We start from the raw sequence: 24957 nt of genomic DNA, 5'->3' as shown, positions 1-24957 counted from the left end.
CCGGACGGTCCCTTCGCTATCGCTCCCTACCTATGTGGCGACGGCCGCCGAACTCGACGCTCCCGTAGGGGGGTCATCGGTCGCGCAGCGAGTGGAGGTGCTCGCTCGACTTACGGGCGAAGGTGAACGACTCCTCCGGGTTGTCGCGCTCGGCCTGCCAATGGTGGTACCGGCGGCCGGTCTCGGTCCGGCGCGTGACCTTCGAGATGAAGTTCTTGTAGTCGATGTCGCCGTCGCCGACGTCGACCATCCGGTAGCCGTCCCGGGCACTCTCGTCGTGTTCGCCGTCCTTGACGTGGAACAGCGGGTAGCGGTGCGGCTGCTTGAGTACGTAGTCGAGCGGGTCGAAGGGGGCGGGGGTGCCGTCGACTCGCTTGGAGAAGCGGAACTGTCCTGCGTACGCCCAGTAGATGTCCATCTCCAGGTGGCGTCTGCTCGGCCTGTCCGCCGGTGGTCGGTGCTGTCCGGCCGGCCTGGTCGTGGCCATGCTTGGTCTCGTCCGCAGGGGCCAGCACCTCACCCACCCGCGAGCGGGCGATGGCCCATTCCTTCCAGTCCTGCTCGGCCAGGGCCAGCTCGGCCTGGACCCGGTCAGCCTCCTCCCGCAGCTCGTCCACCCGACGGCGAGCGGCGAGCTCGCGCTGTTCCAGCAGCCCCACGACTGACGGCATCCACAACCTCCACCGGAGCGACGACACGACAGCCCACCACTCCCACGGGATCGCCGACCCTATGCCCGACCAGCGAAAACGCAGTCCTCAAGTCCGGAAAGGCAACGGCTTCTGAGGATGGGCTGCCCATGGACGCCCGCTGGGAGGACAGGCAGCAGGTCCTCGAAGCCCTGGTCCGGGATCCTTGTCAGGACGACGGGAACTTCGCCCGGTTCTTGTTGCTTCAGGAGACACGGTGGCATGGGCACTCCTGGGGATTCAGCCACAGCATCGAACTCGCCGCCCTGTTGATCGCCGAAGAACGCCACGTCGGGGACGTCTGGCTCCTGTGGGAAGCCGTCTGCCGGAGCTTCGACACCTGGTGCGGCCTTCCTCACCACCTGCTGCTCGCCGCCGGAGTGTCCATCACCACGGAGTACGTCAAAGGCTCTGACCATCCCCAGCGGGACAACCTCTTGGAGCACCTCGGGAAGATCTCCCAGGTCACAGACGAGGAGGTCGCCCAGACACTGAGCCAGCGGCGCCGCTACTACGGCGAGATCCTCGACGAGCTAAGTGTATGAGGACAGGACGTTGGTGACGGTCAGGGGCAGGCGGACTGCCGGTGGCTGGTTTCCAGCTGCCCCGTGTGGGCGGTGGTAGTTGTAGTGGATGTTCCAGACGCGGAGCGCGTCTGAGCGTTGTTGCTCGGACTGCCAGCTCCGGGCGTAGAGGAATTCCTCGGCGAGGATGCGGTGGTATCGCTCCACTTTGCCGTTGTGGCGAGGTGTGTATGGGGTGATGCGTTGGTGCCGTGCTCCAAGCAGCGCGCGAGCGAAGGCATCGGCTCGGTAGCAGGCTCCGTTGTCGGTGACGATCCGCTCGATGGTGGTGATGCCATGCGCTGCGAACCAGACGCGAGCGCGGTGCATGAACGCAATGGCGGTGGTGGCCTTCTCGTTTGGCAGTGCCTCGGTGTAGGCCAGGCGCGAAAAGCCGTCGATGGCGGAGTGCAGGTAGATGTAGCCGCGACGGCCGGTTCGGCGTTTCTGCCGTTCTGCAGATTTGGCCTGCGTGCTTCCGCGGCCGTGGACTCGCCAGCCTCCGCCATAGGGGATGCGGCCGGCCTTCTTGACGTCGATGTGCACCATGTGACCCGGGCGGTGGGCGGTGATCTGCCGCGCTGTGCGGTTGGATTCCCCGTCCGGATCGATGAACCGACGGCGGCTCAGTCCGAGCTGTTCCAGATGTCGCGTGATGGTCCGGCGACTGATCTGGATGCCCTGGGCTGAGAGTTCGAAGGTGATGCGCGCTGCGGACCACTTGTGTTCCCGGCGTAGCCGCTCGATTTGTTCCACTACCTCGCCCGGCGTGGCTGTCGGTTGGTGGCGAGGCGCGGAGGACCGGTCGTGCAGGCCAAGTTCACCATAGCGGCGGAATCGGTTTACCCACTTCGACGCGCACGCTCTTGAGATCCCCATCTCCGCGGCCACGTGGGCGATCGGGCGCGACTTACAGCGTTCGACGAGGCGGCGTCGGCCTTCAACAGACAGCGGGGCGTTGCGGTGAAGCGACGGTCTCTTCACGGTCATCGGGTGTGCCGTGTGGGTGCAGAAACGGCAGGAAGGCGAACCGCTACCAGCGGCAGGAAGCAGCCTACGAGGGGCCCCATGCACAGTGCGATCAGCACAGTGCCGACTCCGACGGTTCCACCCAGAAGCCAGCCGGCGCAGGCAACAGCGACTTCGATGCCGGTGCGTACAAGGGCGACGGGTAGGTGGGTGAGCCGAACGAGTCCGGTCATGATGCCGTCGCGTGGTCCCGACCCGAACTGCGCGCCGAGGTAGAGCGCGTCAAAGAATGCCAGAGCGACAAGGCCGAGGGCGAGATATCCGATCTCGGCGAGTGGCCCCTGTGGGTTGGGGAGCACAGTCGCGGTGGCATCTGCGGCGAAGCCGACGATCGCGACGTTGAGGAGCGTGCCAAGCCCGGGCAGTTCTCGCAGGGGGATCCATGCAATAAGCACAAGCAGCGAGATCAGGTTTGTCGCCCAACCGAACGAGATATCAAGAGACTTGGCGGTGCCTTCTGTGAGCACGTTCCAGCTGGCCGCGCCAAGCCCGGACTGGACGAGCAGCATGACGGCGGACCCGTAGCCCATCAAGCCGAGCAGGAGCTGGGGGATCCGACGTGCCTTTCGGGCCGCCCGGACCTGGGCAAATGCGTTCATGCGCGGTAGTACGGGTGGGTCGTGACGAGCCGGGACTGAGGTGTGTGCCGTGGAAGCGGGAGGTGCCATATGGCGAGTCTCTGGGTGATCTGGACCTGGATTCCATAGCCAGATTGGCTATGCTGGTCTGGTGAAAATCAGCACGCACGCGGTAGCGCGGATGTTGGGGACCTGGCAGGAGGGGCCGGGGCCAGCGCATCAACGTCTCTCCGACAGGCTGCGTCTGCTCATCCTGGATGGACGCCTCTCCCTTGGCGCGGCCCTGCCGAGCGAGCGTGACCTGGCTGTCGCGCTCGGCACGAGCAGAACCACCGTCGGTACCTCATTTCGCACGCTGGTCGAGCACGGATACCTCGCCACACAGGCGCGCACCAGGGCGACGGTACGGCTGCCTGATGACACCACGTCCGAGCACCCGGTCGGCACGGACGCAGAGACCATCGACCTGTCCTTTGCCGCGCCGGCTGCGCCCGTAGAAATCCTCCACGCTGCGTTCGCGACCGCTCTCGAACAGCTGCCACGACACTTCGAGCGGCACGGCTACGACCGATACGGCACCGCGGAGCTGCGCGAAGCAGTCGCCCACTGGTATCAGCGGCGAGGACTGCCCACCCGGCCCGATCACATCCTGATCACCAACGGCGCACAGCACGCGCTCGCACTTCTGACACGAATACTCCTGTCGCCACGCGGCAAAGTCCTCATCGACCATCCGACCTACCCACACGCGATCACGACATTCACTCAAGCGCGCGCCCGACTTCTGCCCGTCGCCGTGGCGTCTTCCGGCTGGGACACCGAGCAACTCCAAGCAGCCGGGCAAGCCGCGGACCTGGCCTACCTAATACCTGACTTTCACAACCCGACCGGGATGTGCATGCCCACGAGCGTGCGCCAACAGCTCAGGCTCGCGTGTCCCACGGTCGTCGACGAGACCATGGCCGATCTGGCTCTGGACATTCCGAGCCCCGAACCCCTCGCGCTGCACATGCCAGCAGCCATCAGCATCGGCTCTGTGTCCAAGAGCGTCTGGGGCGGCCTACGCATAGGCTGGATTCGCGCGCTTCCCTCTCTCCTGGAACGCGTCGAAAAGGCCCGTCCCACCACAGACCTCGGCACACCCGTCGTCGAACAGCTCGCCACAGCCGTCCTCCTGAACGAGCACCAGGCCCAGCGACCGGACACACTCCAGCAACTCAGGTCGCAACGTGACGCCCTGCGGCAAGCACTCACCGAGCACCTACCGGACGTGCATGCCCTGCAACCAGCCGGCGGTGTGACGCTATGGGCAACCTTCCCCGGACCCGTCAGCTCACGGCTGGCAGCCATGGCGCCTGACCACGGAGTGACCATCGCGGCCGGACCACGATTCGGGATCGGAGGTGCGTTCGAACGCAACATCCGACTGCCGTACACGCTCCCTTCGAGTCAACTGATCCAGGCAATCCGCAGACTCGCGCAGGCACAACAGGCACTCGCACAAGGCGCTACCGGAACTCATACCCCCGCACCCATCGCATGAGCGTCAACAACGTCATGACGCGCAACAGCTAAGCGGAGAATGAGACGGCGTGGAGATCACCGTGCAGTGGGTACGGACATCGTGGACCAAGGAGTCTCGGGGAGGTGAGAGTGCCGCGCGCAGGAATGCCGCCCCGATCGGGTTCCCTCTTCCACATGCGTCGAGGTCGCTGGCGCACGTGGTGCGCATGAGTGAGGAGGACGGTTTTCAGCCTCATGACACTCTTGAGGACCTGAGCAAGATCGATGTCCAACTCCGTGAAGCCGAAGGACGCCTGCGGGTCTTCCCGCGAGTGCAGCCTTTGTTTGCCCTGCCGCCGCGGCGACGACGCCTGCCCGCCGTGCGACTTGTTCCCGGACAGTGGGTCCGTTGGCAGCTGAACTACCGCTTCAGCAGCGCACTGGGGATCCGAGACTGGTCCTACTGGCTGGACACCTTCAATATCGCCTACGGACCGGTGACCACTGACCTGTTCTGTGGAACGCCTGACTTCTTCATCGACGAGCAGGGCCCCGTCCGCTAGCGCTGGCTGACTTGACCCGCGAGCGGTTGTGGCTCCCCTGCCATCATGTGCCCGTGGTCACCATGGATTCCTCAAATGCCCCCGACCAACTACTCCGCGCCCAGCTGATGCAGCTGCTCAGCGGCATCGAGCCCTGGGACGATCAGGAGCAGACGCACCTCGCTGCAACAGCAGAGTGGATCACCAGCGGAGCGCCTCTCTACAGGACGCTGAAGCCCGCCACCCCCGCGAAGCACCTGGTCAGCTACTTCGTCGTGCTCGATGAGACGCGCGAGGAGCTCCTGCTCGTTGCCCACCGCAAGGCCGGCTTGTGGCTTCCCAGCGGCGGCCACGTCGAGCCGACAGAGGATCCGTGGCACACGGTCCGTCGTGAATGCCGCGAAGAGCTGCGCATCGAAGCCGTACCCGCCTCGATCACCGGGGAGCGCCCGATCTTCCTCACCGTCACACGGACTCGCGGCCAGGGGCGGCACACTGACGTGTCCTTGTGGTACGTCCTGCGGGGAGAGGCAGACCAGGTCACTTCCTTCGACGAAGCCGAGTTCGGCGCGATCAAGTGGCTCTCCTTGGACCAGGTCCTCGCCACACCAGAGGACACCCTCGACCCGCACATGCACCGATTCACTCGCAAGCTAATGAGCTTGCTGGCCCTACGTAGGAGCACGCGGTAATGACCTCCGGCCACCAGGAGAAGACGTGCCTCACGTAACTGGCATCCATAGAGCGCTCTGACCAGCAGGTATTCGAATACAACCCCAGATAACACCTGGGGGGACGTGGCGAAGGAACTCGCGGACGTCATTGGTCGGGTAGCGGGGGCGCAGCAATGCGTCCCCGCTACCCGACCAGTCATCGTGACGGCCATGGTCGCCCTGGACACCGTGAGCGGGGATGGCGCGACCGTGGTGGAGCAGCAGCTCCAGGGCCGCGTGGAGGAGGAGATCACGGCGGCCGGGGACATCCGGCTCCTCCAGGTCCTCGCGATCAGCGGCGACATGGGCGCCATCACCACCGCCGTGTACGGCGCGCTGGGCACCGGCCCGCGCGGTGAGGCGGTCGAGATCACGCACACGTGGGAGGACGTGGAGGCGCGCCTCGGCCTGCTCATCCTCACTGCCGCCGCCGCACTGGACGACCTCACCGGCGATGCCTGGGACACGGTGGATGAGCGGCTGCGTTTCCTCGTGGCGAGGGTCGCGGCCTAGGCCGGACATGAACCCCAGCTGACCCGCTCCACCCTCTGTACGGAAGGGCCCGCACTGCCGTGCGGGCCCTTCCGCGTCATCCCCTACTTTGCGGACGCACACGTCCTAGTGGGGCGTATCCCGCCTCCCCGGTGGGAGAATGAGTGGGAGACAAGTGGGAGATGATCATGGCGGGGTGCTGCAATCAGGCGCTAGGAAATGCTAGATAGCGCTACCTGTGCGGCCCTGGTTCAGCCGCCGGATTCGCCCGCGTCCGGGGCCAGCACACCGGCCGCGATCAGGACGAAGAGGACGATGCCCAGCACGATGCGGTAGATGACGAAAGGCATAAAGCTCTTGGTGGAGATGAACTTCATGAACCATGCGATCACGGCATAGCCGACGACGAAGGCGATGAACGTCGCGAAGATGGTGGGCCCCCAGGCGACATGCCCCTCGCCGGCGTCCTTCAGCTCGTAGACACCGGACGCCAGCACCGCCGGGATGGCGAGGAGGAAGGAGTATCGGGCCGCGGACTCCCGTGTGTAGCCCATCAGCAGACCGCCGCTGATCGTGGCGCCGGAGCGCGAGACACCCGGGACCAGCGCCATGGCCTGGCACATGCCGTACACCAGACCGTGCTTGACGGTGAGATCGTCGAGCGACTTGCGCTGCTTGGCGGCGCGGTGCCGGCCCCCGAGCTCGTCGCGGGCGGCCAGCCGGTCGGCGATACCGAGCACCACACCCAGCACGATCAAGGTGGTGGCGATCAGCCGGAGGTCACGGAACGGCCCCTCGATCGCGTCCTTGAGCGTCAGACCCAGCACGCCGATCGGGATCGAACCGATGATGACCAGCCAGCCCAGCTTGGCATCCTGCGCGTGCCGCAGCTCCGGGTTGACGAGCGAGCGGGCCCACGTCGAGATGATCCGCCAGATGTCCTTGCGGAAGTAGATGATGACGGCGGTCTCGGTGCCGATCTGCGTGATCGCGGTGAACGCCGCGCCCGGGTCGTGCCAGTCGGCGAACGCCGCGGTCAGGCGGAGGTGCGCGCTGGACGAGATGGGCAGGAACTCGGTCAACCCTTGGACGAGTCCGAGGACGAACGATTCAAACCAGGTCATGGAAACTACGCTATCCAGGGGTGATCAAGCGCTTACCGGCGCGGGCGGGGAGAGGCGGACGGTGCGGCGGACGCGGATGATGTCATCGGCCGCTGGGGCAGCGTAGCGCCCGAAGATGTCGGGCCGTCCAAAGGGCCCGGGAGGGACGACGTATTCCGGGAAGGTGTGGACGGAATGCCTTCCGGGGACGGTCGGGGACGGTGGGGAATGACGACGTCTTCCGGGGACGGCGGGGAGGAAAGCCTGGGAAGCGAAGGTCCAGGGAGGTGGAAGTCCAGGAAGGCGGAAGTCCAGGGAGGCGGAAGCGCGGAAGTGGAGAAGCTCGTGCGCCTAGCGCTTGTCCAGCGCCACCGTCCCGCTCACGCACCGTCCGCGCAGCGCCTTGCGCTTGCACCAAGCCGCGATCATCCCGCCCAGACCGCTGAGCGCGATGAAGCCCATGGCGAGGAGGAACACCGGCGAGCCGGGAGTCGAGGCCCGCGCCCCCGCGATGACGTACGCCGCGGTATTCGGGACGCTGCCGAGCGCCGTCGCCGCCAGAAACGGGAACCAACGCATCCGGGAGACCGCGGCGCAGTAGTTCGAGGCGCAGAACGGCACCCCGGGGAACAGCCGGATCGCCAGCATCGAGCGGAAACCGTGCCGGCTCAGCTGCCGGTCCGCCGCGGTCAGCCACCGGGCACGCAGCAACGGGCGCAGCGCGTCCTGGCCGAGCAGCCGGCCGAGACCGAAAGCCAGACCGGCGCCCAGCACCGTACCGCCGAGCGCGGCGGCCAGCCCGGCCTGGCTGCCGAAGAGGGCACCCGCGGCGAGGTTCAGCACGGGACGCGGCACAAATGCGGTGGTGCACACCCCGTACGCCACCGCGAAGCCGACCATGGCCGCCGGGCCGGACAGCTGCGCGGGCCATCCCTCGGTCACCAGCCGCTGCGGCTGCCACTGCAGCATCGCGGCCGCCGCGCAGGCCAGCAGCACGAGCAGCAGGCTCAGCCGGGACCATGGGGAGAAGAGGACACGCGTACAGCGGACGGCGAGGCCGTCGGGCGTCGCGACGGGTTCGAGCATCCCGGGAGCGTAACCCGGCGCGGCTGCCGCGCGGCCGTAACCTTGCCCACATGGCCTCGCCACCGGATCCGTCCAGCGCCCGGGCACCAGCTCCACCCCTCGCACCGGGACAAGCCCCCTTCAGCGCCCTCGCCGACACCGTCCTGTCCCGGCTGACCGCCTCCTGTCCGCCTGCCGGGGACCCCGTACGGGCCGAGGGCGCCGCCGCCTACCTCAAGGGCGTCTGCCCGTTCCTCGGCATCCCCGCCACCGAACGCCGCACGCTGGACCGCGCCCTCCTCAAGGGCACCCCGAAGCCCGACGAGACCGACTGCACGGCCATCGCACTGCGCTGCTGGGACCTGCGAGAGCGGGAGTACCACTACTTCGCCGTGGACTATCTGCGCCGTCATGTGAAGCGCTGCTCGTCCGGCTTTCTGCCGGTCGCCCGGCGGCTGATCACGACGACATCGTGGTGGGACACGGTCGACGCGCTCGCCGCGCATGTCGTCGGCGGGCTGGTGAGCGCGGATGCGCGGCTGACCACCGACATGGACCGGTGGATCGAGGACGACGACCGATGGGTGGCGCGTACCGCGCTGCTGCACCAACTGCGCTTCAAGGAGCGCACGGACACCGACCGGCTCTTCGCGTACTGCCTGCGGCGGGCCGGGCACCAGGACTTCTTCATCCGCAAGGCGATCGGCTGGGCGTTGCGCGCATACGCGAAGACGGCTCCGGAGGCGGTACGCGGCTTCGTCGAGGAACACCGGGAGGGGCTCTCCCCGCTCTCGGTGCGTGAGGCGATGAAGCATTCGTGAGGCGGGAGGGCGGGGGAGACGTGCGTGTGAGGGAGAGAGGCGGGAGAGGCGAGCGCGCGGTGAGTTGACGTGGCCTCAGCAAAGGTAGGTGCCTTGTCAGGGGAGACATCCTCGTCACACAGGACTGCTCCTCAACGGACCTCGTCTCCAACGCCGTCTCTCCAACGCCGCGCTCCCCAAGGGGATTCGACCCCGGCGGATCGCTCGGCGAGTGAGTCGTTTAAATCGTTCGACGCCGCAGCCACCCACCCGCCACCATATGACGTATGTCCCGGCACGCCTTCCTTCCGCTCCCGTCCGCAGTCGCGGACGAGCCGAAGGCTGCCGCCGACTTCCTCGCGGCCATCGCCGCAGCCGACTGCGCGCCCGCAGGCGCCGCCAAGGTGGCCGCCGTCACCGCCGTCGTGACAGACGCCGTCGCAGCAGCCGCTGTCCCGGTCGTCGCCGCGGCGGACGGCGCGCGAAGCTGACCCTCCCCGGATCGTCCGGCGGACCCCGCAGGGGGAGGGTCGGATCGGCCCAGGGGTCCCCGGGTGCCAAGTCGCCCTCCTCACCGCATCGTTGCGAGGAAGAACGCCATGCCCAAGACGGCATACGTACGTACCAAGCCGCACCTCAACATCGGCACCATGGGCCACGTCGACCACGGCAAAACCACGCTGACCGCCGCCATCACCAAGGTCCTCAGCGACCGGGGGATCGGCACCTTCGTCCCCTTCGACCGGATCGACCGGGCCCCGGAGGAGTCCGCCCGCGGTATCACCATCAACATCTCCCACGTCGAGTACGAGACCGGCACCCGGCACTACGCCCATGTCGACATGCCGGGCCACGCCGACTTCATCAAGAACATGGTCACCGGCGCGGCGCAGCTCGACGGCGCGATCCTCGTCGTCTCCGCGCTCGACGGGATCATGCCGCAGACCGCCGAGCATCTGCTGCTCGCCAAGCAGGTCGGCGTACGGCACATCGTCGTCGCCCTCAACAAGGCCGACGCCGGCGACCCGGAGCTCACCGACCTGGTGGAGCTGGAGGTACGCGAGCTGCTGGGCGCGCACGGCTACGACGGGGAGCACGTGCCCGTCGTACGGGTCTCCGGACTGCGCGCGCTGGAGGGCGCCCCGCGCTGGACGGCGGCGATCGACGCACTGCTGGACGCCGTGGACACCTACGTGCCCATGCCCGAGCGTTACGTCGACGCACCATTCCTCCTCCCGGTGGAGAACGTGCTGACCATCACCGGGCGCGGCACCGTCGTCACCGGCGCCGTCGAGCGCGGCACGGTACGGGTCGGCGACCGGGTGGCGGTGCTGGGCGCGGAGACCGAGACCACGGTCACCGGGCTGGAGACGTTCGGCAAACCGATGGAGTCCGCCGAGGCCGGGGACAATGTCGCGCTGCTGTTGCGCGGTGTGCACCGCGAGCAGGTGCGCCGCGGGCATGTGGTCGCGGCGCCGGGCAGCGTCACACCGCGCCGCCGGTTCACCGCGGACGTCTATGTGCTGTCCACGGAGGAGGGCGGCCGCCGTACGCCACTGTCCACCGGCTACCGGCCGCAGTTCTACATCCGCACCGCGGACGTGGTCGGCGACCTCGACCTCGGCGAGTGCGCCGTCGCCCGCCCGGGCGAGACGGTGACCGTCGCCGTCGAGCTGGGCCGGGCCGTGCCCCTGGAGCCGGGCCTCGGCTTCGCCATCCGCGAGGGCGGCAGGACCGTCGGCGCGGGCACGGTACGGACGGTCGAGGGCTGAGGCGGCGCCGTAGGCCCCGGATACCAACGGGGCGCCCCTCGGGCGTGAACGGGGCGAGCCCTGGGCGTCAACGGGCGCTCCGTTTTGGGTAATAAACACCCTAAAGTCTTAAATGACCGGTAAATGATGGGATATTGACTGTGCCCTGCCCCTGCCTCAGCGGGGCGGGGCACAGCCGCGTACCCCGGAGGTACGCTGCCGGCCATCGGGCGGGTGGTGCGACACTGCTTGCCCATTGGTCAGGACGTGCCCATGGGACAGTCATGGACAGAACGAGCCGCGTGGCCCGGGCGGACGGCGCGTGCGCCCGTCGGCCGGCCTGTGGTCCAGAGGCCGGATGGCCGGGGCGGGAAGGGGAGGGCGCATGGCGGGTACGGCACTGGTCCTGGGCGGCGGAGGGCTCACCGGGATCGGCTGGGAAATCGGCATGCTCGCCGGTCTCGCGGAGGCGGGCATCGACCTGACCGACGCCGATGTCGTCATCGGAACCTCAGCGGGATCGATCGTCGGCGCCCACCTCACCTCGGGGCACTTCTCCCTGGAGGGGATGTACGCACGACAACTGGCCGCCCCCGAAGCCCGGCCCGGCGAGGGGCGGGCGGGCGGCGGGCGGTCGGGTGGGAGCCGGCCGGCCGCCCGGATGGGGCCGGGGTCGCTGGCACGCTTCGCGGCGATCGCGCTGCGCTCCCGGAACACCGTGTCGTTCGGCGCGCGGATGGGCCGACTCGCGCTGGCGGCCCGTACGGCCCCGGAGGCGGAACAGCGCGCGGTGATCGCCCGGACCCTGACCATCGACGACTGGCCCGCGCGTCGGCTGATGATCACCGCGGTGGACGCGGCGACAGGGCAGCGGACCGCCTTCGACGACGCCAGTGGTGTCGGGCTGGTCGACGCGGTGGCCGCGAGCTGCGCCGTACCGGGGGTCTATCCACCGGTCACCCTCGACGGAAGCCGCTGGATCGACGGCGGGGTGCACTCCAGTGCCAATGCCGATCTGGCCGCCGGATACGCCCGGGTCGTGGTCGTCGCACCGATGGCGGTCAGCGGTGGACCCATCGACGGCCCCCACTCCCAGGGAGCGAGACTGGCACGCCAGGGCACCCGGGTATGCGTGATCACCCCGGACCGCGCGGCCAGATCGGCCTTCGGACGCAACGTCCTGGACCCCGCCAAGCGCGCAGACGCCGCCCGCGCGGGCCGCCGCCAGTCGACCGCCCACGCCGAGAAAATCCACGAGGTCTGGGCGGCCTGATCCGTAGTGTGGACGGCCTGATCCAAGAGCGGGCCGGGCCCGTCGCCGGGGGCCGTCGCCGACCGGGCCCCGGCGCGTACGGTCCGCTGCCCGCCCCCTGGCCGCCGTCTCCCGGGCGGGCCCTCCGGGTCTCCCGGGCGGGGCCTCCGGCCACCAGCCGGCGGCCCCGCCCGGCACAATGGGACGGTGGACGAAGCGCCAGAGCCGATACCCGTCACCCGGACCGTGGACTACGGCACCGCCAAGCTGATGCCGGACGTCGACCGCCCCCGCGCGTGGCTGCTGACGGTGGACGGCGCGCCTCAGTCCTACGTCGACCTCGACACGCCCACGCACCTGGAATTCGAGTACATACGCCGCCTCGCCCACGTCCTCGACGAGGCGGCGGCCTCCGGAGAGCCGCTCGACGTGCTGCACCTGGGCGGCGGAGGGCTGACCCTGCCGCGCTATCTGGCCGCCACCCGCCCGCGCTCCCGGCAGGACGTCGTCGACGCCGACCAGGCACTGCTCTGCCTGGTGATGGAACACCTCCCGCTGCCCGACGGCTCCGGCATCGGGGTGTGCGCACAGGACGCCCGTACGGCGCTGGAAGCGGCGCCGGAGGCCAGCGCCGATGTCATCGTCGCGGACGTCTTCGGCGGCTCGCGCGTCCCCGCCCACCTCACCTCGGTCGAGTACGCGCACGCCGCCGCCCGGGTGCTGCGCCCGGACGGCCTCTACGCCGCGAACCTCGCCGACAGCGCGCCGTTCGGCTTTCTGCGCGGCCAACTCGCCAATTTCGCCACGGTCTTCGACCATCTCGCGCTGATCGCCGAGCCCTCCGTCCTGCGCGGCCGCCGCTTCGGCAACGCCGTGCTGCTCGCCTCGCGCGCGGAGCTGCCGGTCGCCGCGCTGGCCCGGCGGGTCGCGGGTGACGCATTCCCGGCCCGGGTCGAGCACGGCAGGTCGCTACGGCGGCTGATCGCGGACGCCGCCCCCGTACGGGACGCGGAGGCGGGGGCTTCCCCGGTGCCGCCGGACGATTCCTTCAGCATCGGCTAATCGGTCAGGTGTCGGCTCGGCCGGTCACGGCTCGGTCGGTCAGGTGTCGGCTCGGCTCGTGCGTGATCAGCCCGTCGTAGGTGATTGGCTCGGCTCGGCCGAGGGACGGTGGGTTCGGCCGCTGCGTTGAACGGCGGTCCCGGCAGCTCCGAACGGCACTCAGTGGCGTCGGTCATCGACGTTCGGTGGTATTCCGCGGGCTCGGGTGGGTCTCGCGATGTGCGGCTCCGTCGCACGCCCGGCCTCTTCCCTAACCTTTCCCTTCTGCGTCTCGCGTTTGCGCCTGGCCGGGCCGAGCGCCTCCCGAGAAACGCGCGCGGCACCCCGCCCGGGCGAAGGCGGCGGAGTCGATGGCCAGCACCCAGCCCGGCCCGACGGCGGCGATCAGCGCTCCGGAGCCGCCGAGGCCGGTGATCACCGTGGGTGCCGGTGAGCAGGGTGAAGTTGCGCCCCGCCCAAACGGGGCGGGCCCGTATCAAGACGGCGCCAGGCAGAACGGTGCTGCGATGGGCCGGGGAGCGTTCATGGGCGTCGACGATGAGAGGGGCGGCGCCACGGCGGCATCCGGGTTTCCGGGCGGCCTCGGGACGGTGGGCCCGCCGACTCTCCGCCGGTTCACCTCCCCTTTCGCTCTTCCCAGCCCAAACTACCGGCAGGTAACATGTCGTCCATGTCCTCTGAGACCCTGCCGTCGATCGGCGAGATGATGTCGGCATCCGTGCCGATGGTGCGCACCCTGAACCTTGAGTTCACCGAGACCACCGCCGAGCGCGCCGTGGTCCGTATGCCCGACCAGCCCGACTACCACAACCACGTCGGCGGCCCGCACGCCGGAGCCATGTTCACCCTCGCCGAGTCGGCGAGCGGCGCGATCGTGATGGCGGCCTTCGGCAGCGAGCTCGGCCGCGCGGTACCACTGGCCGTTCGCGCCGAGATCGGCTACAAGAAGCTGGCCATGGGGCCGGTCACCGCCACCGCGGAGCTGGGCCGCCCGGCGGCCGAGGTGATAGCCGATCTCGATGCCGGGGAGCGCCCCGAGTTCCCCGTGAATGTCGCGATCACCCGTGAAGACGGCGCGGTCACCGGCGAGATGACCATCATCTGGACGCTGCGTCCCCATAGCTGAACCGAGACGGACGAGAGCGCCGGCAGCTGGTGAGCTGGCCATGACCACGTAGCCAATGACTACGTCGGCAATCAGCACATCGGCGATGAGCAAGCGGGCGATGTGAGTCGGCGATGCGTGAGTCAGCGATAGGTGAGCCGGCCCCCGGTCCGTCGTGCACCCGCACGGCAGGCCGGAAGCGTTGTCGGCAGCGCCGCGCCGGCCCCCGGAGGCCGATGTAGCCCGAGGCGTATGCGCGACGGCTGTCGGCGTTGGCGATCGAGTACGCTTCCCGGGCGCGCTGTACGTCGCGCCAGGGAAGTGACCGGCACCGGTGTCACACACGCCGGGCAACGGCCCACGGGGGCCCCACACCATGCGGAGGAAGCGGCGTTGCATATCCAGGAGTGGCTGGAGACCGTACCGGCGTTGAGCGTCTACCTCCTGGTGGGGGTGGTCATCGGGCTGGAGAGCCTGGGCATTCCGCTGCCCGGTGAAATCGTCCTCGTCAGTGCGGCGATTCTCGCCGCGACCCAGGACCACATCAATCCCGTCGTGCTGGGCGCCTGTGCCTCCGCCGGCGCGATCATCGGTGACTCCATCGGGTATCTGATCGGACGCAAGGGGGGCAAGCCGCTGCTCAACTGGGCCGGCCGCAAGTTCCCCAAGCACTTCGGACCGGATCAGGTCGCGATGGCGGAGTCGAAGTTCGACAAGTGGGGCATGTGGGCGGTCTTCTTCGGCCGCTTCGTCGCGCTGCTGCGGATCTTCGCCGGACCGCTCTCCGGTGTCCTGAAGATGCCGTACTGGAAGTTCCTGATCGCCAACGTCCTCGGCGGCATCGTCTGGGCCGGCGGCACCACCGCGCTCATCTACAGCGTCGGTATCGTCGCCGAGCAGTGGCTCAAGCGCTTCTCCTGGCTCGGGCTGGTCGCCGCCCTGCTGTTCGGCGTCGCCTCGTTCATCATCATGAAGCGCCGTGCGGCGAAGGCGGCCGCCGAGCGTGAGGTGGTGGAGGAGGCGCCGGTCGGCGCGACGGTCGACTGACGTAGTCACCTACGACATCGACGTTACCTACGGCATCGACCAGATCTCCGGCCCGCCCTCACGCCACTCGAAGACCCCCGTGTCGTCCCAGACGAACGTCGACATGGGGAAACCGGCCCGGCGCAGAAACGCGGCCACGTCGCCGGTGCGCCGCGCGCGGCCCAGGTCCTGCCCGTAGAGGGTCACGCGACGGCCGCCGGTGGAGGGCGGATGCACGATCACAGGCGCACGGTTCATGGGACCAGCATGGGGTGGAACCGCCACGATCGCATCCCGTACGCAGTCAGCTGATTACGTTGAGTGGTTGGCGTCTCGTGCTCAAGGAGGTCCCTCGGCCAAGGAGGTCCCCTGGCCTAGGGGAGGGTGGTGGCAGGCGCGAGAGTCTTACGAGCCCGCTCGAAGCCGTGAGAAGAACGGTGCCGGGCGGGCGTCGGAACCGGCGCGCCGCCACCACCGGATATGTGCGTCGCTGTCCGGCGCCGACAGGCCGTCGCGGACCTCGCGCTGCAGTCCGGCCAGTATGTTGCGCACCCCCGCGATGAACAGCGGGTCGCCGATGAGCTTCTTGGCCGCCAGTGCCTTACGGCAGACGCGCAGGGCCGACTCCGGCCGTCCGTGGGCCCGTTCGGTGAGGGCGCGGGCGTACAGGACGGTCGAGTAGAGCCAGAAGTCCCCGTCGGAGTACCGGACTTCCCAGGCGCGGCGGGCGGCTGCCGTCGCCCGGTCGGCGTCGACCGGTGCGAGCGCGATGGCCAGCAGCGCCCAACTGTGGGCGGGCCCGGGGCCGAACCAGGGGTCCTTGGAGGTATGCTGGGCGGCTTCCTCCAGGCAGGCAACCGCCGCCGGGGTGTCGTCGCGGTACAGCGCCAGCACGCCGTGGGCATGCGCGATACGGGCCAGCCCGTCGGAGTCGGCATGCATCACGGCCGCCGTCCACGCCTGGCCCAGCAGTGCCTCCGCCGTGGCGAGCGAGTGCTCCTGCGCCGCGAGCCAGCCCGCCAGCCACAGCGCCCGCGCCCGGAGCGGGGTGTCGTCCCGGGAGAGCAGCAGCAGCCGGTCGAGGTGCGCGCGTCCTTCGCGGCGGAAGCCGCACGCCGCCCACCGGAACCACAGGGAGACCGCGATCTCCAGCGCGCTGAGTGCGTCGTCCGCGTCCTGCGGAGGCCGGGTCAGCGCCGCGTCGAGGTGGTGCTGCTCGTCCTCGACCAGGCGCACCGCGAGCTGTTGGCCAGTGCCCTGCCAAGCGATCTGCGCCTCGGCGGCGAGCGCCGCGCACGCCTGCCGGAACCGGCGGAGCGCCGAGAACTCCTCGCCCGCCTCGCGCAGCCGCGTCCGCCCGAAGTCCCGGGCGGCGCGCGGGAGCCGGTAGCGCGGCGGCAGTACGACCCCGGAGTCCTCGGGAGGGCCGCCGGCCTCCCGTACGCGTTCCAGGACGGAGGCCAGCGCGAGCCGTTCCAGTGCGGCGTCGACGGCCGCTGCAGGAACGTCACTGCTCGCACATACGCACCCCGCGAGCCAGGGATCGAAGTCCCCGGGAAGCACCGAGAGCCGCGCCCACACCCGACGGTCGACGGGTGAGCAGAGAGCGTAGCCCGCGGCGTGCGCCGCGTGGAGCGAGGTGTGCCGGGCGGTCGGGGCGGGACCGGACCAGAACAGCGGACCGTCCGCGCCCGCCTGCGCCGCGAGCTGCGGCAGCGACATCCGGTCCAACTGCTCGGCGGCCAGCCCGATCGCCAGCGGCGAGCCCTCCAGCGCTTCGCAGATGGCCACCAGCAACTCCGGTGCCGCGGGCCCGGTCCGGGCCGCCAGCAGCTCCACGGCCGGGCCGGCGATCCCCTCGCCCCAGGTCACCGGGAGCGGCGCGAGATCGACGACGCGCTCCACGGCCAGCCCCAGAGCACGGCGCGCGGTTGCCACGATCCGCAGCGCCGGCTCGGCCCGCAGCAGCCGCCGCACCAGCCCCGCGCACGTGTCGAGCAGCGGGTCGCAGTCGTCCAGCAGGAGCGTCGCCCGGCGTCGTACACAGTGCGCGGCGAGCTCCGCGACGGCCGTATCGCCCGTATCGTCCGGGGCCGATGGCCGGCCGCCTTGGCCGGTGGGGGCGTCCGCTTCGCAGCGCACCGTGTCGTACGGACCCGGGCGGGCGGCGGGCCGGGCGACGGCCTGCGTGGTGTCACGGCGGAGGGTGTCCAGGCCCGCCGCGCGGACCAGGGCTGCGGTCAGACCGTCCGCCGACAGGCCATCCCAGCAGCCGACCCGGACGATCGTGCCGCCGTGCCGTGCGGCGTGTTCGTCCAGGACGGTGCGGGCCAGGACACTCTTGCCCACCCCGGCGGCTCCGGTGAGTGTGATCAGCGGGGCGCCGGCCAGCAGCTCGGACACCCGCTCGTGCTCAACGGCCCGTCCCACCACGTTGGGCAGTGACCCGCGATCGGCCCACGCGCTCATCGGTCTTCCCGTCCGCGGCACCGCGCCGCGTGCTTCCCTATGGAGCACCCACGATGCCAGAACCGACCGCCGGGTAAACAGCGGGTGGGCCTATCGATTGAGGGAAAGAGGTCCGACGCGTTTGACATGGCCGGCCGTTCGGTGGCCGACCGCGCGCGGCCCTTGCATCGTCGCAGGCCGGGGCCGGTACGGGGGCGTGCGGATCATCTTATGGTGATGTCTTTCGTACCGTGACCGGGTGGCGGCGCGGGCTGCCACCGGGCGGGCCGGAGGACCCGAGGAGAACGTCCCGATGAAGTGCCTGCGCGTACGACGGCCGGGACGGCTGGGCGTTCATGGGTCCGTCCTCCGGTGGCTTCGCCGCGCTGAAGGCGGTGCTCAAGCACCCGCGGAAGTTCGAGGGCGCCCACCGTCAACGGGCCGGATACGACGCCGGATTCGCGGCTGTGGAAGGGGCATCCGGCCGCGAAGCGGGCCAAGGACCCGCGTGCGCTGGCGCGGCAACTGGCCGCGCGGAAGGGGCCGGAGGTGTATCTGGCCTTAGCTCGGGTCCGGGGAGGTCGCGGTGCCCGACGTGAAGAGCTTCATCCGGGACTACACGGGCGGGCCGATCCACTCAACTCTTTTCGAGACACCCGGCGGTCGGCACAGTGATCATACCTACATCCGGCGGATGGCCGACTCGCCGCACTGGATCAGTGAGCGGACGCAGGGGCCGGTGCCCGTTCCGTCGGTCTGACGCGCCGCGCGGCCGATCGGGGCCGTCGGTCCGCCCGGCCCGGCGCGATCACGACTTCCCGGTCGGCGGGTGCCCCGACATCCGCCCAATGGTCCCACTCGGCACCATTGTTGAGCGCGCGTCAGGGCTCTGTATCAGAACATGATTGGCATGGACGCGAGGTGTCACCATGGTGCTAAGATCATCCTACTTGCCAAGCGCGGTAAACACCTGCTATGGCAAGACGGAAGTTCCGCGTATCGGCCTGAGAAACCGCCACTTGGGGAGAGGCATGCCATGAGCCGGGCCTTCGACGGCTGCTGGCGGGCGACCCTGCGCGGGCGTTCACGCTTGTCTGGAATCGCGAGTGACGGGGGACGCGCCACCCAGGCATTCCATACCCGGTGGCACCGTCGTCCGAAGAGAGTCTTATGACGCCATACTTCCAGGATCCAGCGCTCTGGGGTTTGATCGCTGGTACCCCTGTCGCCGCAGCCGCGATCATTCAGGGCAGAAGAAAGATCGCGGAGCTACGCAGAGAAAAGGGTGAGCTCAAGCAGCGTTACACCACCCTGGAGGAGCATTACGCGGAGGCCGTGGAGGAGGCCAAGGACCGCGCCGAAGAGGCCACGAAGAATACGCTGAAGGCCGCCATGCGGACGCTTCAGGGCCTGGCGAGTGAGCAGCAGCTGATCATTTCCAAGATGCAGGAAAAGTACGGCGATCACCAATTCCTGCAGGACCTTCTCGACGTCGACCACATGAACTCGCAGTTCGCGCGGCGGGCCCAGTCCATCGCCGTCCTCTGCGACGGATGGCTCGGTCGGCGGCGCACCGCGGCCTCGCTCTATGACGTGGTCCGCAGCGCGAAGGGCCGTATCCGCCACTTCACGCGTGTCGAGATCCGTTCCCAGAGTAATTTCGCCATCGTGAGCCGTGCCGTGGAACCGGTCGCGCTCACCCTCGCCGAGCTGCTGGACAATGCCACCAGCTACTCGGCGCCGGAAACGGTCATCGAGATCAATATTCGTCCGGTGCCCAAGGGCGTCTGCATCGTCGTCGACGACGCGGGTGTCGGCATGAACGAGGAAGAGAAGGCCAAGGCCGCCGAGCTGCTGTCTGGCGAGGGGGCACGGGGCGTGTCCAGCCTCGGCAATCCGCCGCAGTTCGGATTCACCGTCATCGGTGTGCTCGCCGCCCGCTACGGATTCAGCGTGTCCGTGGATTCCACCTCGCCCTACGGCGGCGTGCGCGCGGTCGTGCTGCTCCCCGACGGCCTTCTGACGTCCCTGCACGAGCCCGAGGAGAGTCCTGCCGTGGCCGCGTCCGTCCCGATGCCGCCCGAGGAGAACAATTCCGGTTCCGCGGCTCCCGCGGCGCCCCTGGATTCCGCGACCACGGCCGGCGGACTGCCCAAGCGCCGTCGGCGCGGTGCTATTTCCATCGTGCCGGCCGAGGCCGGGAGCGCCACAGACCCGGTCCGCGACAGCGCGCAGACCGCCTCGGTCATGGGCGCATTCCAACGGGGGACGCAGTCGGGCCGTCGTTCCACCAATGCAAGCAGTGAAGGGCATGAGGTTCAGTGAACTACGATCTGTCGTGGATGCTTGACAGTGCTCTGGAAGTGCCCGAAGCGCAGCACGCCATTCTGGTTTCCGCCGACGGGCTCCTCATGGCCCGGTCCAAGGATGTCGGCCGGGACCACGCAGATACCGTTGCCGCCGCGATGAGCGGTATGCAGTCGTTGAGCCGTACCGTCGCCGACTTCTGCCGGGACAGCGGCAATCGGCCGCAGTGGCGTCAGACGCTGGTCGAATTCGACCATGGTTGGGTCTTTCTCATTTCGGCCGGCGAGGGCGCCTATCTCGCTGTCTCGGCGTCGCCCGACGTCGACATGGCGGAGATATCGTTCCGGATGCAGCAGCTGGTCGGACAGCTCGGCAAGGCATTGACCAGCCCGCCTCGCGAGAGGGCCGATATCCAACCATGACGCCCTCGGACGAACCGGAGCTGGAACACGAAGCCGCGGAATTAGTACGGCCGTACGTCATCACCAACGGCCGTGAACTTCCAGATGACAGTGAATTCTCGCTGATCACGCTGGTCACAGTGCACCAGAACCCTCCCAGGACCAAACCTCTCGACCCGGAGAAGCTCCGCGTTATCGAGCTGTGTTCGGGAGGTTTTCTCTCGGTCGCCGAGATCGCCGGACACACACGGCTGCCCGTGGGTGTCGCCAAGATTCTGGTGTCCGATCTCACCGAGGAAGGACACCTCTGTACGCGTGCGCCGATACCGAGCGCCCAGCTCGTCGACAGGCAAATCCTTGAGGAGGTGCTGAATGGGCTCCAGGCTCGCTTTGGATGACGGCGTGTACCTGCGCAATTCGGTGCAGACCGCGGCCAAGATCCTTGTGGTCGGGCATTTCGCCGTGGGCAAGACGACGTTCATCGGAACGATGTCCGAGATTCCCCCGCTGCGTACCGAAGAGGTCATGACGCAGGCCGGCGAGGGCATTGACGACCTGAAAGAGGTTCCCGGCAAGACCACGACGACGGTCGCCATGGACTTCGGCCGTCTCACCCTCAGCGAGAAACTGGTCCTCTACTTGTTCGGAACGCCCGGTCAGCAGCGCTTCGTTCAGGTGTGGGAGGACATGACCCGCGGGGCACTGGGCGCACTGGTACTGGTCGATCCCGCCCGTCTTGCGGATTCGTTTCCTGTCATGGACCTGGTGGAACAGTACGGAATCCCCTACGCCATCGCCGTGAACCGGTTCGACGGGAGCCCGGACCACGAGATCGAAGAGATCCGCGAGGCGCTGGACCTGCTCCCCGAGACGCCCGTCGTCAACTGCGATGTACGGGACCAGCAGTCGTCGGCGGATTCCCTGATCGTGCTCGTCCGTTATCTACAGTCCCGCCTCAACTAGGAGTCCAGGCATGCAATCTCACTCGGAATTCCAGGGCCCGCCACCGGGCTGCCCCGCACACACCGACGGCGAGCGCGTCCCGCTGCACGGGCCCGAATTCGCCGCCGCTCCCGAGGCGTTCTACGAGCATCTGCGGCAGTACGGTGCCGGCGCCCCCGTCGAACTGGCGCCCGGAGTGGAGGCGACCCTGGTCACGGACTACGCCGCGGCGCTGCGGGTGCTGCAGAATCCCGATGCCTTCGCGCGGGATTCCCGGCGGTGGCGGGCTCTGAACGAGGGGCAGGTTCCTTTGGACAGCCCGGTCCTGCCCATGATGATGTACCGACCGAACAGCATGTTCTCCGACGGCGCCGAGCATTTGCGGTTGCGCCAGGCGGTGACGGACAGCCTGGCCCGGATCGATATGCACCGGATGAGCCGGCATGTCGACCGCGTCGCCTCGTATCTCATCGAGCAGTTCAGCAGCCGGGGCAAGGCCGATCTGATATCCGACTATGCGCAATGGCTGCCGCTGCTGGTCTTCAATGACCTCTTCGGCTGCCCGGCCGAAATCGGTGACCGGCTGGTCTTCGGTTTCTCCGGCATTTTCGACGGGGTCGACGCGGAAAAGGCGAACGAGGTCCTGACGGAGTCGCTGTTCGAGCTGGTTGCGCTGAAGCGTGCCCATCCCGGCGATGACGTCACCTCGTGGCTGATGGCCCATCAGGCCAACCTGTCCGACGAGGAGATGATCCATCAGCTGGTGCTGCTCATCGGAGCGGGCGCCGAGCCGATGCAGAACATCATCTCCAGTGCCCTGCGACTGCTGCTGTGCGACGAGAACTACGCGGGAGGCCAGCACTCGGCCGGTGTCCTGGTCGACGACGCCATCAATGACGTGCTGTGGAACAGCCCGCCGATCGCCAACTACGCGACGCACTACCCTGTGCAGGACGTGGAGATCGCCGGCACCAAGCTGACCGCCGGCGACCCCGTGGTGATCAGCTTCGCCGCGGCCAACACCGACCCGAACCTGTCCGTGGGCCGACAGACGCTCAGCAAGCGGGCGCACCTCGCCTGGGGAGCCGGCCCGCACGCCTGCCCCGCCAAGGACCCGGCCCTGCTGATCTCGGTCCGGGCCATCGAGAAGCTTCTCAACATCCTGCCGGACATCGAACTGGGCGTGCCCGAGGAGAGCTTGACGTGGCGTCCTGGGCCGTTCCACCGGGCGCTCAACGCGCTGCCCGCCCGCTTCACCCCGGTGCCGGGCGAACGGCGGCTGGCCGCTCCCGCTCCGGCCGGCGACCGTGGGGTCGAGACTGCCTCGCCCCAAGGCGGCTCCGGCAAATCGCGGAAGAATAGTTGGTGGAGTGGTTTCCTCAGCTGGTGGAAGGTGTGACGTTCACAACAGCGTCGAGCATTCATTCGCCGTATGAACGTTCAAGTGCGGGGGAAGATAGGGGTGTCGCGACTTACCCGATCTTCTGAAGGAGTCACTGTGCAGCCCGCCCTGGCCTCCCCAATTGTTGATCGGCGTGCGGTGATTTCGCTCTTCTCTCGTCTGCGGACGGCGAGCGGCCAGGCGAATCCCTTGCCTGTCTATGCGGAACTCAGGTCCATGGGGGACGTGGTTCCGGCTCCGTGGGGCGGGTACCTGATCACCTCTTACGGCCTGTGTGACCAGGTGTTAAGGGATAAGGCTTGGCAGGTACCGGACAGTGCATGGCGGGCTCGGCAGGGTGACGGGACGCGCTGGGGGGCGCGTTCGTCACGCGAAATGAGCAGAACCATGCCCGCGCTCAATGGGGCGCAGCACACCCGGGTGCGCCGCTCGGTGGGGAACATGTTCGACCGGAAAACTCTGCCTTTGCTGAAGATTTCGATCGGGAAAACGGTGGAGGAACTTCTCGACCGGCTCACCGTGGAATTGCGGAACGGCGAGGCCGATTTCAGCGCGATTGTCAGCGAAGAACTGCCGATGAGCGCGATCGGCGGATGGCTGCACCTTCCGTCCGCCGATTACCCCCTGCTGCGGTCACTCGCCCACGACCAGGTGTTCACCCAGGAGCTGCTGCCCTCGGCGAGCCAGCTCGCGCGTTCCGACGCGGCGACCGATCAACTGGAGGCGTACTTCAGAGCGTTGGTGCAGGAACGTCGCAGGTCGCCCGGTGACGATCCGGTCTCGCATTGGCTCCGGACCTGGGACGAACTGGAATCCGACCGGGAGGCGGCCGACGAAGCCGTTTACCTCCTCGCGCTTCTGGTCTTCCTGGCCGCGCCGGAGACCACGTCGGCCCTGCTGTCCACCATGATGTGGCTGCTCCTGGAACACCCGCTCCAGATGGGCTGGCTGCGCGCGCATCCGCAGCACATACCGGAGGCGGTCGAGGAGGTGCTGCGCTATGACTCCCCGAACCATGTGATCAGTCGGATCGCCCCCGCCGACACCACCCTCGCCGGAGTGCCCATCGAGAAGGACCGGATGGTGCATCTCATGGTCGGTGCCGCCAACCACGATCCGGCCCACCATATCGATCCGCATATTTTCGATGTCCGCCGCAAGGCCGGCCATCTGAGCTTCAGTGGCGGAATCCACTACTGCCTGGGCGCGCAGCTGGCGCGTCTGGAAGCGACGACACTGCTGACCGGGGTGCTCAGACGCCTGCCCGGCCTCAGTGTCAGCGCCGCCCCGGTCTGGGCGCCACGTGTGGGCTTCCGGCGCATCATGGAGCTGCGGATCACCGCTTCTTGACGCTTTGACAGTAATCGGGGCAATGAGAACCGACGAACAAGGAACATCGTGGTCGAAGACTTCAAGGCCCTCCGCGTCATCCCCGAGGGGCCGGTCCTCAAGGTGCAGCTGAACAGCCCGGAGACCGGGAACGCCGTCTCCGGCCTGCTCCTTGACGAACTCCTCGCCGTGCTGGGCGCTTTGCCGGACGAGCCCGGTGTACGCGTACTGATCCTCTCCGGAGCGGGGGCCGACTTCAGCCTGGGCGGCGACCGCAAGGAGTTCACCGAGCTGCTCGCCGCCGACCCCGGGGGAGCGGAGCTGCGGGTGCTCGCGGCCAAGGCACGCCGGGTCTGCGACGCCCTGGCGACTGCCAACGCCGTCACCATCGCCCGGCTGCACGGCGGGGTGATCGGCGCGGGGCTGGCCCTGTCGCTCTTCTGCGACCTGCGGGCCGGGGCGGACAACTGCCGCTTCCGGATGCCGGAGCTCGCCCTCGGTATGCCGCCCGCCTGGGGTGGCGCGCTGCCACGGCTGCTCAACGAGACGGGCGCTGCACGGATCCGCGAGCTGGTCCTCACCGGTGACAGCTTCGACGCGGCCAAGGCGGCCGAGTTGTCCATCCTCCACAAGGTCGTGCCCGAGGAGAAGCTGGACGACGCGATCAGACTGTGGACCAGACCGCTGGTCCGCAGGTCCGCCACGGCCCTGCGGACCGCCAAGGTGATGATGAACGCGTACGCGGGAGCCAACCGCCTCGCGGACGCCACCCTGTTCGACGCGGAGCTGATGACATCCGTGCTGGCCGCGGCCGAGTCCGCGCGGCGCCGCTGACACACGCGGCCGTGGTGCGGT

Annotated in this window: 26 protein-coding genes and 2 pseudogenes; 20 read left to right on the top strand and 8 right to left on the bottom strand. The window is 68.5% G+C overall.

Going from position 1 to position 24957, the window contains the following annotated elements; translation table 11 throughout:
• Window positions 1-73: 73 nt before the first annotated feature.
• Both K9S39_RS03295 and K9S39_RS42710 read right to left on the bottom strand, forming a co-directional pair.
• Window positions 74-439, bottom strand: a pseudogene (locus K9S39_RS03295) (sugar phosphate isomerase/epimerase); the annotation flags it as partial.
• Window positions 423-671, bottom strand: a pseudogene (locus tag K9S39_RS42710) (hypothetical protein); the annotation flags it as partial. The pseudogenes K9S39_RS03295 and K9S39_RS42710, both read right to left, overlap by 17 nt.
• A gap of 128 nt (window positions 672-799) precedes the next feature.
• On the opposite strand from K9S39_RS42710, the gene K9S39_RS03285 reads away from it, so the two are divergent.
• Entirely contained in the window at window positions 800-1234 is a 435-nt protein-coding gene (locus K9S39_RS03285; RefSeq protein WP_248861828.1) for a hypothetical protein, read from the top strand.
• Here the strand turns inward: K9S39_RS03285 and K9S39_RS03280 are convergent.
• Window positions 1223-2242, bottom strand: a complete 1020-nt coding sequence (locus K9S39_RS03280) for an IS481 family transposase (RefSeq protein WP_248861827.1) — start codon at window positions 2240-2242, stop codon at window positions 1223-1225. The genes K9S39_RS03285 and K9S39_RS03280 overlap by 12 nt on opposite strands.
• The gene (gene yczE / locus K9S39_RS03275) at window positions 2239-2880 is read right to left on the bottom strand and encodes a membrane protein YczE (RefSeq protein WP_248861826.1); all 642 of its coding nucleotides are present in this window, start codon (window positions 2878-2880) and stop codon (window positions 2239-2241) included. The genes K9S39_RS03280 and yczE overlap by 4 nt, the downstream gene beginning before the upstream one ends.
• Before the next feature lie 130 nt (window positions 2881-3010).
• Here yczE and yczR point away from each other — a divergent pair, with 130 nt between their 5' ends.
• The 4 genes from yczR (at window position 3011) to K9S39_RS03255 (ending at window position 6130) form a co-directional block, all read left to right on the top strand.
• Complete coding sequence (yczR, locus tag K9S39_RS03270; RefSeq protein ID WP_248861825.1) at window positions 3011-4402, top strand: MocR-like transcription factor YczR; 1392 nt, start codon at window positions 3011-3013, stop codon at window positions 4400-4402.
• 49 nt (window positions 4403-4451) lie between these two features.
• The gene (locus K9S39_RS03265; RefSeq protein WP_248861824.1) at window positions 4452-4925 is read left to right on the top strand and encodes a hypothetical protein; all 474 of its coding nucleotides are present in this window, start codon (window positions 4452-4454) and stop codon (window positions 4923-4925) included.
• Between the two features lie 62 nt (window positions 4926-4987).
• The gene (locus K9S39_RS03260; protein WP_248868581.1) at window positions 4988-5596 is read left to right on the top strand and encodes an NUDIX hydrolase; all 609 of its coding nucleotides are present in this window, start codon (window positions 4988-4990) and stop codon (window positions 5594-5596) included.
• Between the two features lie 192 nt (window positions 5597-5788).
• Complete coding sequence (locus K9S39_RS03255) at window positions 5789-6130, top strand: hypothetical protein (RefSeq protein ID WP_248861823.1); 342 nt, start codon at window positions 5789-5791, stop codon at window positions 6128-6130.
• Window positions 6131-6360: 230 nt separating this feature from the next.
• Here K9S39_RS03255 and K9S39_RS03250 read toward each other — a convergent pair whose 3' ends face one another.
• Complete coding sequence (locus K9S39_RS03250) at window positions 6361-7233, bottom strand: undecaprenyl-diphosphate phosphatase (RefSeq protein ID WP_248861822.1); 873 nt, start codon at window positions 7231-7233, stop codon at window positions 6361-6363.
• 330 nt (window positions 7234-7563) lie between these two features.
• Entirely contained in the window at window positions 7564-8298 is a 735-nt protein-coding gene (locus K9S39_RS03245) for a TVP38/TMEM64 family protein (protein ID WP_248861821.1), read from the bottom strand.
• 50 nt (window positions 8299-8348) lie between these two features.
• Between K9S39_RS03245 and K9S39_RS03240 the strand changes: the two genes are divergently transcribed.
• The 7 genes from K9S39_RS03240 (at window position 8349) to K9S39_RS03210 (ending at window position 15294) form a co-directional block, all read left to right on the top strand.
• The gene (locus K9S39_RS03240; protein WP_248861820.1) at window positions 8349-9098 is read left to right on the top strand and encodes a DNA alkylation repair protein; all 750 of its coding nucleotides are present in this window, start codon (window positions 8349-8351) and stop codon (window positions 9096-9098) included.
• A gap of 266 nt (window positions 9099-9364) precedes the next feature.
• Window positions 9365-9568, top strand: a complete 204-nt coding sequence (locus K9S39_RS03235) for a hypothetical protein (protein WP_248861819.1) — start codon at window positions 9365-9367, stop codon at window positions 9566-9568.
• Window positions 9569-9676: 108 nt separating this feature from the next.
• Window positions 9677-10849 carry an elongation factor Tu gene (gene tuf / locus K9S39_RS03230; protein ID WP_248861818.1) on the top strand — a complete coding sequence of 391 codons (1173 nt, stop codon included), beginning with the start codon at window positions 9677-9679 and terminating at the stop codon, window positions 10847-10849.
• 364 nt (window positions 10850-11213) lie between these two features.
• Complete coding sequence (locus K9S39_RS03225) at window positions 11214-12101, top strand: patatin-like phospholipase family protein (protein ID WP_248861817.1); 888 nt, start codon at window positions 11214-11216, stop codon at window positions 12099-12101.
• 249 nt (window positions 12102-12350) lie between these two features.
• Complete coding sequence (locus K9S39_RS03220) at window positions 12351-13142, top strand: spermidine synthase (protein WP_248868580.1); 792 nt, start codon at window positions 12351-12353, stop codon at window positions 13140-13142.
• Window positions 13143-13812: 670 nt separating this feature from the next.
• The gene (locus K9S39_RS03215) at window positions 13813-14268 is read left to right on the top strand and encodes a DUF4442 domain-containing protein (RefSeq protein ID WP_248861816.1); all 456 of its coding nucleotides are present in this window, start codon (window positions 13813-13815) and stop codon (window positions 14266-14268) included.
• A gap of 372 nt (window positions 14269-14640) precedes the next feature.
• Entirely contained in the window at window positions 14641-15294 is a 654-nt protein-coding gene (locus tag K9S39_RS03210; RefSeq protein ID WP_248861815.1) for a DedA family protein, read from the top strand.
• 27 nt (window positions 15295-15321) lie between these two features.
• Here K9S39_RS03210 and K9S39_RS03205 read toward each other — a convergent pair whose 3' ends face one another.
• Window positions 15322-15531, bottom strand: a complete 210-nt coding sequence (locus K9S39_RS03205) for a hypothetical protein (protein ID WP_248861814.1) — start codon at window positions 15529-15531, stop codon at window positions 15322-15324.
• Between the two features lie 147 nt (window positions 15532-15678).
• Entirely contained in the window at window positions 15679-17742 is a 2064-nt protein-coding gene (locus tag K9S39_RS03200; RefSeq protein WP_248861813.1) for an ATP-binding protein, read from the bottom strand.
• Between the two features lie 565 nt (window positions 17743-18307).
• Between K9S39_RS03200 and K9S39_RS03195 the strand changes: the two genes are divergently transcribed.
• From K9S39_RS03195 to K9S39_RS03160, 8 genes are all read left to right on the top strand, one after another.
• On the top strand, window positions 18308-18481 hold the full coding sequence (locus K9S39_RS03195; protein ID WP_248861812.1) for a hypothetical protein: 174 nt from the start codon (window positions 18308-18310) through the stop codon (window positions 18479-18481).
• A 410-nt stretch (window positions 18482-18891) separates the two neighbouring features.
• The gene (locus K9S39_RS03190) at window positions 18892-20046 is read left to right on the top strand and encodes an ATP-binding protein (RefSeq protein ID WP_248868579.1); all 1155 of its coding nucleotides are present in this window, start codon (window positions 18892-18894) and stop codon (window positions 20044-20046) included.
• Window positions 20043-20450 carry a roadblock/LC7 domain-containing protein gene (locus K9S39_RS03185; protein ID WP_248861811.1) on the top strand — a complete coding sequence of 136 codons (408 nt, stop codon included), beginning with the start codon at window positions 20043-20045 and terminating at the stop codon, window positions 20448-20450. The genes K9S39_RS03190 and K9S39_RS03185 overlap by 4 nt, the downstream gene beginning before the upstream one ends.
• Entirely contained in the window at window positions 20447-20827 is a 381-nt protein-coding gene (locus K9S39_RS03180; protein WP_248861810.1) for a DUF742 domain-containing protein, read from the top strand. Before K9S39_RS03185 ends, K9S39_RS03180 begins: the two co-directional genes overlap by 4 nt.
• On the top strand, window positions 20802-21392 hold the full coding sequence (locus tag K9S39_RS03175; RefSeq protein WP_248861809.1) for a GTP-binding protein: 591 nt from the start codon (window positions 20802-20804) through the stop codon (window positions 21390-21392). The genes K9S39_RS03180 and K9S39_RS03175 overlap by 26 nt, the downstream gene beginning before the upstream one ends.
• A gap of 10 nt (window positions 21393-21402) precedes the next feature.
• Window positions 21403-22770, top strand: a complete 1368-nt coding sequence (locus K9S39_RS03170; protein WP_248861808.1) for a cytochrome P450 — start codon at window positions 21403-21405, stop codon at window positions 22768-22770.
• Window positions 22771-22869: 99 nt separating this feature from the next.
• The gene (locus K9S39_RS03165; protein WP_248861806.1) at window positions 22870-24123 is read left to right on the top strand and encodes a cytochrome P450; all 1254 of its coding nucleotides are present in this window, start codon (window positions 22870-22872) and stop codon (window positions 24121-24123) included.
• Window positions 24124-24171: 48 nt separating this feature from the next.
• Entirely contained in the window at window positions 24172-24936 is a 765-nt protein-coding gene (locus K9S39_RS03160) for an enoyl-CoA hydratase/isomerase family protein (protein ID WP_248861804.1), read from the top strand.
• Window positions 24937-24957: the final 21 nt, after the last annotated feature.

The sequence above is a fragment of the Streptomyces halobius genome (assembly GCF_023277745.1).
In the GTDB taxonomy this organism is placed as follows: Bacteria; Actinomycetota; Actinomycetes; order Streptomycetales; family Streptomycetaceae; genus Streptomyces; species Streptomyces halobius.
Note: the sequence above shows the minus strand (reverse complement) of the source record. Positions and strands in the feature narration are given on the sequence as shown.